The organism is Catenulispora sp. GAS73, from assembly GCF_041262085.1.
Taxonomy (GTDB): Bacteria; Actinomycetota; Actinomycetes; order Streptomycetales; family Catenulisporaceae; genus Catenulispora.
Window position 1 is genome coordinate 43,231 of sequence record NZ_JBGCCM010000059.1, and the last position, 7,550, is coordinate 50,780.

Consider the following 7,550-nt stretch of genomic DNA (forward strand, 5'->3'; position numbering starts at 1 on the left):
GCGGGACAGTACCGAGTCATGAGACGAAGCGGGGCCGACCCCGTCACGGTGCCGGCCCCTCCGTTGAACCACACAGCTGTCACCAAACGCTGTCAGACAGCCACTTCCTCACGCTCGGAAAGCTCCCGCTTCCACTGCCGGAAGCCCTCCTCGGTGCGCCCGGGACGCCAGTAGCCGGAGATCGAGGCCCAGTCGGCCGGGACCCCGCGCTCCTTGCGGACGTAGGGCCGCAGGTCGTGCATGACCGACTGTGCCTCGCCGTGGATGAAGACGTGCACGAGGCCTTCGAGCCACGGTTCGGCGCGCACGGCCTTCGCCAGCGCCTCCCCCGGCGTGCCGCCGTCGTTGTGGACCCAGGTGAGCTCCACGCCGTCCGGACGGACGACGTCGAGCTCGTCGGCGGGGCCGGCGACTTCGACGAACACCCGGCCGACCGCGGCGGCCGGCAGGGCGGCGCAGGCCGCGGAGATCGCCGGGAGCGCCGAGCTGTCGCCGGCCAGCAGGTGCCAGTCCGCGTCGGCGCGCGGGGCGTAGGCGCCGCCGGGGCCGAACAGGCCGATGGCGTCGCCGGGCTGCGCGGCGGCCGCCCAGGGGCCGGCCAGGCCCTCGTCGCCGTGGTAGACGAAGTCGATGGCGATCGTCTCGGCGGCGGTGTCGACGGCGCGCACGGTGTAGGTGCGCGTGACCTCGCCGTCCGGGGCCGGGAACAGCAGCTTGACGTAGGAGTCGGTGAACTCGCTGGGCTGGAAGGTCGCGAAACCCGGGCCGCCCAGATGGACCCGGATCATGTGGTCGTTCAGCCGCTCGGTACGGCGCACGACGAAGTCGTGGCGGGTGCGGGCCAAGGGGACACCTCCGGAGTTAGGCTTACCTAAGTCACTAGCTTACGGCCTGAAGACCGACGAAGGTCACCACGTATTCGGCAACCCGTTCGGCAATCGGCAGATTGCGGCCGACCGGCTACGACTCGTAGTCGTGCAGGTGCGAGATCGCACCTTCGTCGAAATCCCAGAGCTCCCGCGACTCCCCTTCGCCCAAGAGCTCCCGCACCGCGCGGTAGTCGACCTCACCGGGGATGTCGACCGCGATCAGGCCTTGGAAACCGGTGTCGTGGACCTGCGCCCCGAGCCCTTCCAGGTCACGCCGCAGGCCTGACTCGGCCTCCTGGCCGGCCGCCTGGATGAAGACCACCCGCACCGTCGAGTGGCCGCTCGACTCGATCACCGAGTCCACCCACACCTGCTCCGGTTCGGGCGACTCCGAATGCTCAACGCTGACGACGTCCCCGATCGCCAGCTGCTCGGCGAACGCCGGCGGGGACAGGAGCTGGTAGCGGTGATCGCCCAGAGGCTTGGCCTCCAGCTCCTCGAAGGCAACCGGCGGCCATCCGTCCTCGACGGCGAGCCGGACATGGACCTTAGACGTAGCCTCTTCCATAAGCGAGATACCTTAACCCGCGCGTGCCGGGTCATGCTGGGTCGTGCCATGCTCGCGGCGTACCGGGGTACTGGGCGTCATGTGACTGATACAGCCACCGCGGCCGACGCCGGAGAGTAGGGCGACCAAGATCGCTGACGAAAGGTCCGCCATGACTGCCTCCGCACCGACCCCGGCACAGCCCGGATCCCCGTCCTCCCCGTCATCCCCGTCATCCCCGGACCCCCGCACCGAGCCGGCGCTGATCCTCGAAGCCGCGCCGTGGGCGCTCGCCGCGATGATCGGCACCATGCGGGACGCGGCCACGACGCCCCTCGACGAGGTGCTCGCCGCGCATCCCCGGCGCACAGCCGTTCTGGAGGCCGCCGGGCTGGTCCGGCGCGACGGGGACGCCGTCACCGTGGACCCGGTGCTGGACGTCGCCGACGCCGCGAGCGCCCACAGCGCCGTCGCGGCGCGTCTGAGTGCCCTGCGACAGGCGGTCACCACCGCGGCCTCCGAGCAGACCGCAGGCGCCGCACCGTCCTGGGAGCGCCACGACGACGACGTGCTGCTGAACCAGGGCCGGGCCTCCGCCGGCACCGGCCGCGCGCTGGCCACGCGGATCGTGCCGGTGCTGCCCGGGCTGGCCGAGCGTCTGGCTCGGCCGGGGAGCCGTGTGTTGGACGTCGGCACCGGTGTCGCGGCGCTGGCGCTGGCTCTGGCCACGGCGCTCCCGGCGGTCGAGGTCGTGGGCATCGACGTCATGCAGCGGGTGCTGGACCTGGCCAAGACCGAGCTGGCCGAGGCGGATCCGGCTGTCGCCGGCCGTGTCACGCTGCGCCTGCAAGACGCCGGCGCACTCGACGAGCAGGCCGCGTACGACCTCGTGTGGGTTCCGGCCCCGTTCCTGTCGGACGCCGCACTGCAGTCCGCGATACCACGCTTTTTCAGTGCCCTGCGACCCGGCGGCTGGGTCGTCGCGGGCACCAACCCGGCTCCGGAGCACCCGCTGCGCCGGGCCGTGGCGGCCTGGACCGCGGATCTGAACGGCGGCAGCTCATCGGACACCGAAAGCGTTGAGGAAGCACTGATTGCTGCGGGCTTCCGTGACGAGCGCCGGTACCCGACCGTTCCGGGCGGCCCCGTACTGGTCGCCGCGCAGCGTTAATCTCACAAAGCCTCGGCCTCATAACCTCAACGCCCGCGATCACGCCGTCAACCTATGAGCGACTAAAGCGCATTTCCGGGTCAGCGCGGAAAAACCGAGGACATCACCGATTTCGGGGTATAGACACAACCTTTACCTTGAGCCACACTCATCTTCACAGTCTGATCAGACTGCTGACAACAGGTCGTCCTGACCACAGGACATCCTGACCTCTGCTAGGGCACAGCGCAGCGTGGCGCCGTGTCCGCGGCGCCACGGCATGGCAGCCACCGCCATCCCAAGGGAGCCGCACGTGCACATCCCCCTTCCACGACGCCTGGGCAAGGTAGTAGCCCTGGCCGCCGCACTCGCGTTAACGACCGGGGTCGGCAGCGCCGCCGCCGAAGTCGGAGCGCGGGCCGACACGTCCCAAGCCGCGGCCAAGGCCGCTTCGGCCGCCGTCCACCCGGCCGGAGCCGCCGCCAAGCCCGGGAACCTGACCGGCGCCAAGCCCGAGGCGCGCTCGGTCTGCCCGCCGGCGGCCAAGGGCACCTTCACCTGCTTCGCGTTGCAGCGCACTGACATAGCCGGCGCCTCCGGCCTGGTCCAGGCGAGCACACCGGCCGGGTTCGGCCCGTCGGACCTGCTCAGCGCCTACAACCTGCCGGCCAACGGCGGGGCCGGGGCGACGGTGGCCATCGTCGACGCCTACGACGACCCGAACGCCGAGAGCGACCTGGCGCTGTACCGGACGCAGTTCGGGCTGCCGGCGTGCACCAGCGCCAGCGGCTGCTTCAAGAAGGTCGACCAGAGCGGCGGCACCAACTACCCGACGCCGAACGCGAGCTGGTCCGGGGAGATCTCGCTGGACCTGGACATGGTCAGCGCGATCGCGCCGCAGGCGCACATCATCCTGGTCGAGGGCACCTCCCCGAGCTTCTCCGACCTGGGCGCGTCCGTCGACGAGGCCGTGGCGCTGGGCGCCGGCTACGTGTCCAACTCCTACGGCTCGAACTACACCTCGACGCCGGGCAGCGGCGAGGACCCGTCGGAGACCACGTCGATGGACCCGTACTACAACCACCCGGGCGTGGCGGTGCTGGCCAGCACCGGCGACGGCGGGTACGGCGTGGCCTACCCGGCCGCCTCGCAGTACGTCACCTCGGTCGGCGGCACCTCGCTGGTCAAGGACACCAGCTCGCGCGGCTGGTCGGAGTCGGTGTGGTCGAACTCCTACGGAGGCCCGGGCTCGGGCTGCTCGCTGTACGAGCCCAAGCCGAGCTTCCAGACGGACACCGGCTGCACGATGCGGACGCTCGCGGACGTCTCGGCGGTCGCCGACCCGGCCACCGGCGTCTCGGTCTACGACTCCTACCAGGCCTCCGGCTGGCAGGTCTACGGCGGTACCAGCGTCTCGACGCCTCTGGTCGCCGGCGTCTACGCCGACGCCGGCGCGCCGTCCGCCGGGACGTACCCGAACTCCTACCCGTACGCCAAGCCCTCGGCGCTCAACGACGTGACTCAGGGCTCGACGAGCACCTGCACCCCGTCGTACCTGTGCACCGCCGGGCCCGGCTACGACGGCCCGACCGGCCTGGGCACGCCCAACGGCCTGGCGGCGTTCAGCAGCGGCCCGCACGGCGTGATCTCCGGCAAGGTCACCGACGGCACCAACCCGGTGGCCGGCGCCAAGGTCTCGGCCGGCTCGACCAGCGCCACGACCGCGGCTGACGGCACCTACACGCTGAACGTGACACCAGGCACCTACACAGTCGGCATCAGCGCGTTCGGCTACGCCGACCAGTCGGTGACCGGCGTGGTGGTCGCCGACGGCGCCACCGTCCCGGAGAACTTCACACTCGCGGCCGTGGCCCGAGTGGCGGTGACCGGCACGGTGACCGACGGCTCCGGCCAGGGCTGGCCGCTGTACGCGACGATCACGGTCGACGGCATGCCCGGCGGCCCGGTCTACACGAACCCGAAGACCGGCGCGTACACGATCCAGCTGCCGGTGGACAAGACCTACCAGCTGCACACCGCGGCCGCCTATCCGGGATATCAGACCACGGACACCTCGGTGACCGTGGGCGTCTCGGCGGTGTCCCAGCCGATCTCGGTGAAGGTGGACTCCGCGAACTGCACGGCCGCCGGCTACAAGGTCGGCCACACCGGGCCGTACCAGACGTTCGACGGCACGACGGCGCCGACCGGCTGGACCGTGACGAACAACACCGCCTCCGGCGGCTGGGAGTTCGACGACCCGGGCAAGCGCGGCAACCTGACCACCGGTGACGGCGGCTTCGCCATCATCGACAGCGACCACCTGGGGCAGGGCAATTCGCAGGACACGTACTTGACCTCGCCGGTCACCGACCTGTCCGCGATCCCCGCCCCGGAGCTGGACTTCGCGACGTACTACAAGCCGTACGGCAACTCCACGGCGACCGTCGAGGTCAGCGTGGACAACGGCACGACCTGGTCCTCGGTGTGGTCGCAGAGCACTGCCGCGGTGAACGGCTCCAAGGTGAGCGTGCCGCTGCCGCAGGCCGTGGGCAAGACGCAGGTGCAGGTCCGGTTCCACTACACCGGCACCTGGGCCTACTACTGGGAGGTCGACAACGTCCTGCTGGGCGTCCCGACCTGCGACCCGGTACCCGGCGGCCTGGTGATCGGGCAGGTCACCGACGCCAACACCAAGGCGCCGCTGGCCGGCGTGAGCGTGGCCGAGACCGCGGCACCGACCGTCGGCGGCACCACCGCGACCACCTCGGACCCGGCACTGAAGGGCGCGTTCTACTGGTTCTTCTCGCCGACCACCGGCTCAGTCCCGCTGTCCGCGGCCAAGGGCCACTACACCACGGGCACGGCGACCGCCGCCGTGGTCGCGGGCAAGGTCGTGGAGTCCGACTTCTCACTGAAGGCCGGCCGGCTGACGGTGAAGCCGGGTTCCGTGTCCAAGACCGTGCCGTGGGGCGGGAACGCCACGCAGACGGTGACGGTGAAGAACACCGGCACCGCCCCGGCGACGCTGAACCTCAGCGAGCAGCCGGGCGGCTTCGTGATGCAGAACGTGCCGGCGGCACCGACGCAGATCGTGCCGGCACACGTCACCACCGGCAGCGCACTGCTGGCGTCGAAGCAGATCGGCGCCAAGGCGCTGAAGAGCAACGACTCCACCTCCGGTGACAGCTGGCAGCCGCTGGCGAACTTCCCGACGCAGATCCAGGACAACATCGCCGAGTTCTCCGGCGGCAAGCTCTACTCCGGCTTCGGCTTCGACGGCGCCAACGACTCCAGCAAGCTGTACTCCTTCGACCCGACGGCAGGCGCCTGGACGACGCTGGCCGCGGCGAGCGACACCCGAGAATCCCCGGCCCACGGCTTCATCGGCGGCAAGCTCTACGTCGTCGGCGGCTGGGCCACCTCCGGCAACCCCGACCCGAAGATGGAGATCTACGACCCGGCAGCCAACAGCTGGAGCACCGGCACGGCGTCGCCGACCCCCTACGCGGGCTCCGGCAGCGCCGTGATCGGCTCAACCCTGTACGTCGTCGGCGGCTGCACCAGCACCTGCGGCACCACCGACGTCTACGCCTTCGACGCCACAGCGGGCACGTGGACCAAGCTGGCCGCGTACCCGGAGTCCACGTCGTGGCTGTCGTGCGCCAACGTCCTGGCCAAGCTGGTCTGCGCCGGCGGCACCTCGGCGACCACAGCGAGCCAGAGCACGTACATCTACGACCCGGCAGCAGGCTCCTGGACCAAGGGCGCCAACGCCCCCGCGGCCTTCTGGGGCGCAGCCGGCACCGGCGCCAACGGCAAGCTGGTCGTCACCGGCGGCGTCCTGGCCGCAGGCCTGACAAACCAGGCCTGGGCCTACGACCCCTCGGCCGACGCCTGGTCCGCACTGCCGAACTCCAACATCAGCGCCTACCGCTTCGCCGGCGCACTGGGCTTCTACACCGTCGGCGGCGGCCAGGGCACCCTGACCCCGCCCCTGGCCACAACGCAGGTCCTGCCGGGCTACAACGTCGGCCCAAGCACCCACGTGCCATGGCTGTCGGAGAGCGCAACAACCGTCACCCTGGCCCCCGGCACCTCCGGCACCTTCACCGTAACCGTCGACGCCAGCGACGCCTCAATCACCCAACCAGGCGCGTACACCGCGAGCCTGGCCTTCAGCACCGACACCCCCTACCCCCTGGCAGCACTACCGATCACCATGACAGTGAAGCCCCCGGCAACCTGGGGCAAGCTCGCCGGAGTCGTGGAGTACACGGACGCCACCGGCGCACTGGTGCCACTGGCAGGCGCCACGGTGCAGATCGACACGTGGGCCACGCACTACACACTGCACACCGACATCAACGGCGGCTACGGCCTCTGGCTGGACTACCGAAACAACCCGCTGACGGTCATCGCCGCAAAGGACGGCTACCAACCGCAGGTGAAGACGGTGACGATCACGAAGGGGGCAACGAGCACAGCGAAGTTCATCCTGCTGAAGGACTGACCTGACGCAGCACGACCGGGGCGGGACCACGCGGACGCGTGGTCCCGCCTTCGCCATGGCGACGTGGCAGCGCGGCCGGCCACGCGGTTCGTCGTGTCCGACCGGACCACGCGGGGTGTTGGTTCTGGGTCCCTCGCCGCGTCGGCGGGCTCTGCCAACCAGCCCGGGCCGGTGGTGTCCAGCCGAACGAAGCAGCACCACAGCAGCAGCGATGCGGCTGGACACCACCGGACCGGGCTGGTTCCGTTTACGGCGACGACGCGGCGAGGGACCCAGAACCAGGCGACCACAAGCAACACCGCCACCGAACAACGCAACGCAGGCAACAGCGGATAGGAAGCCGACCAGTCGCGGACCGCCGCCGAACCGCCGGACCCGCGGGTCGCCCCCTCGCTGTAGAGCGCCCGCCGGAGGCCTCAAGGTGCCCACCACGCACGACGATTGCCGCCTACGACATGCGCAGTGACTCGG

At 70.5% G+C, this 7,550-nt stretch carries 4 protein-coding genes; 2 read left to right on the forward strand and 2 right to left on the reverse strand.

The annotated features are described in order from the left end of the window. Positions 1–92: 92 nt before the first annotated feature. Together ABH935_RS47910 and ABH935_RS47915 are read right to left on the reverse strand one after the other, a co-directional pair. Complete coding sequence (locus tag ABH935_RS47910; RefSeq protein ID WP_370384689.1) at positions 93–845, reverse strand: siderophore-interacting protein; 753 nt, start codon at positions 843–845, stop codon at positions 93–95. Between the two features lie 115 nt (positions 846–960). After that, complete coding sequence (locus tag ABH935_RS47915; RefSeq protein WP_370384690.1) at positions 961–1,437, reverse strand: DUF4265 domain-containing protein; 477 nt, start codon at positions 1,435–1,437, stop codon at positions 961–963. Positions 1,438–1,588: 151 nt separating this feature from the next. Between ABH935_RS47915 and ABH935_RS47920 the strand changes: the two genes are divergently transcribed. Continuing rightward, the gene (locus ABH935_RS47920; RefSeq protein WP_370384691.1) at positions 1,589–2,587 is read left to right on the forward strand and encodes a cyclopropane-fatty-acyl-phospholipid synthase family protein; all 999 of its coding nucleotides are present in this window, start codon (positions 1,589–1,591) and stop codon (positions 2,585–2,587) included. A gap of 292 nt (positions 2,588–2,879) precedes the next feature. Next, the gene (locus ABH935_RS47925; RefSeq protein ID WP_370384692.1) at positions 2,880–7,079 is read left to right on the forward strand and encodes a carboxypeptidase regulatory-like domain-containing protein; all 4,200 of its coding nucleotides are present in this window, start codon (positions 2,880–2,882) and stop codon (positions 7,077–7,079) included. The last annotated feature ends 471 nt before the right edge of the window (positions 7,080–7,550 follow it).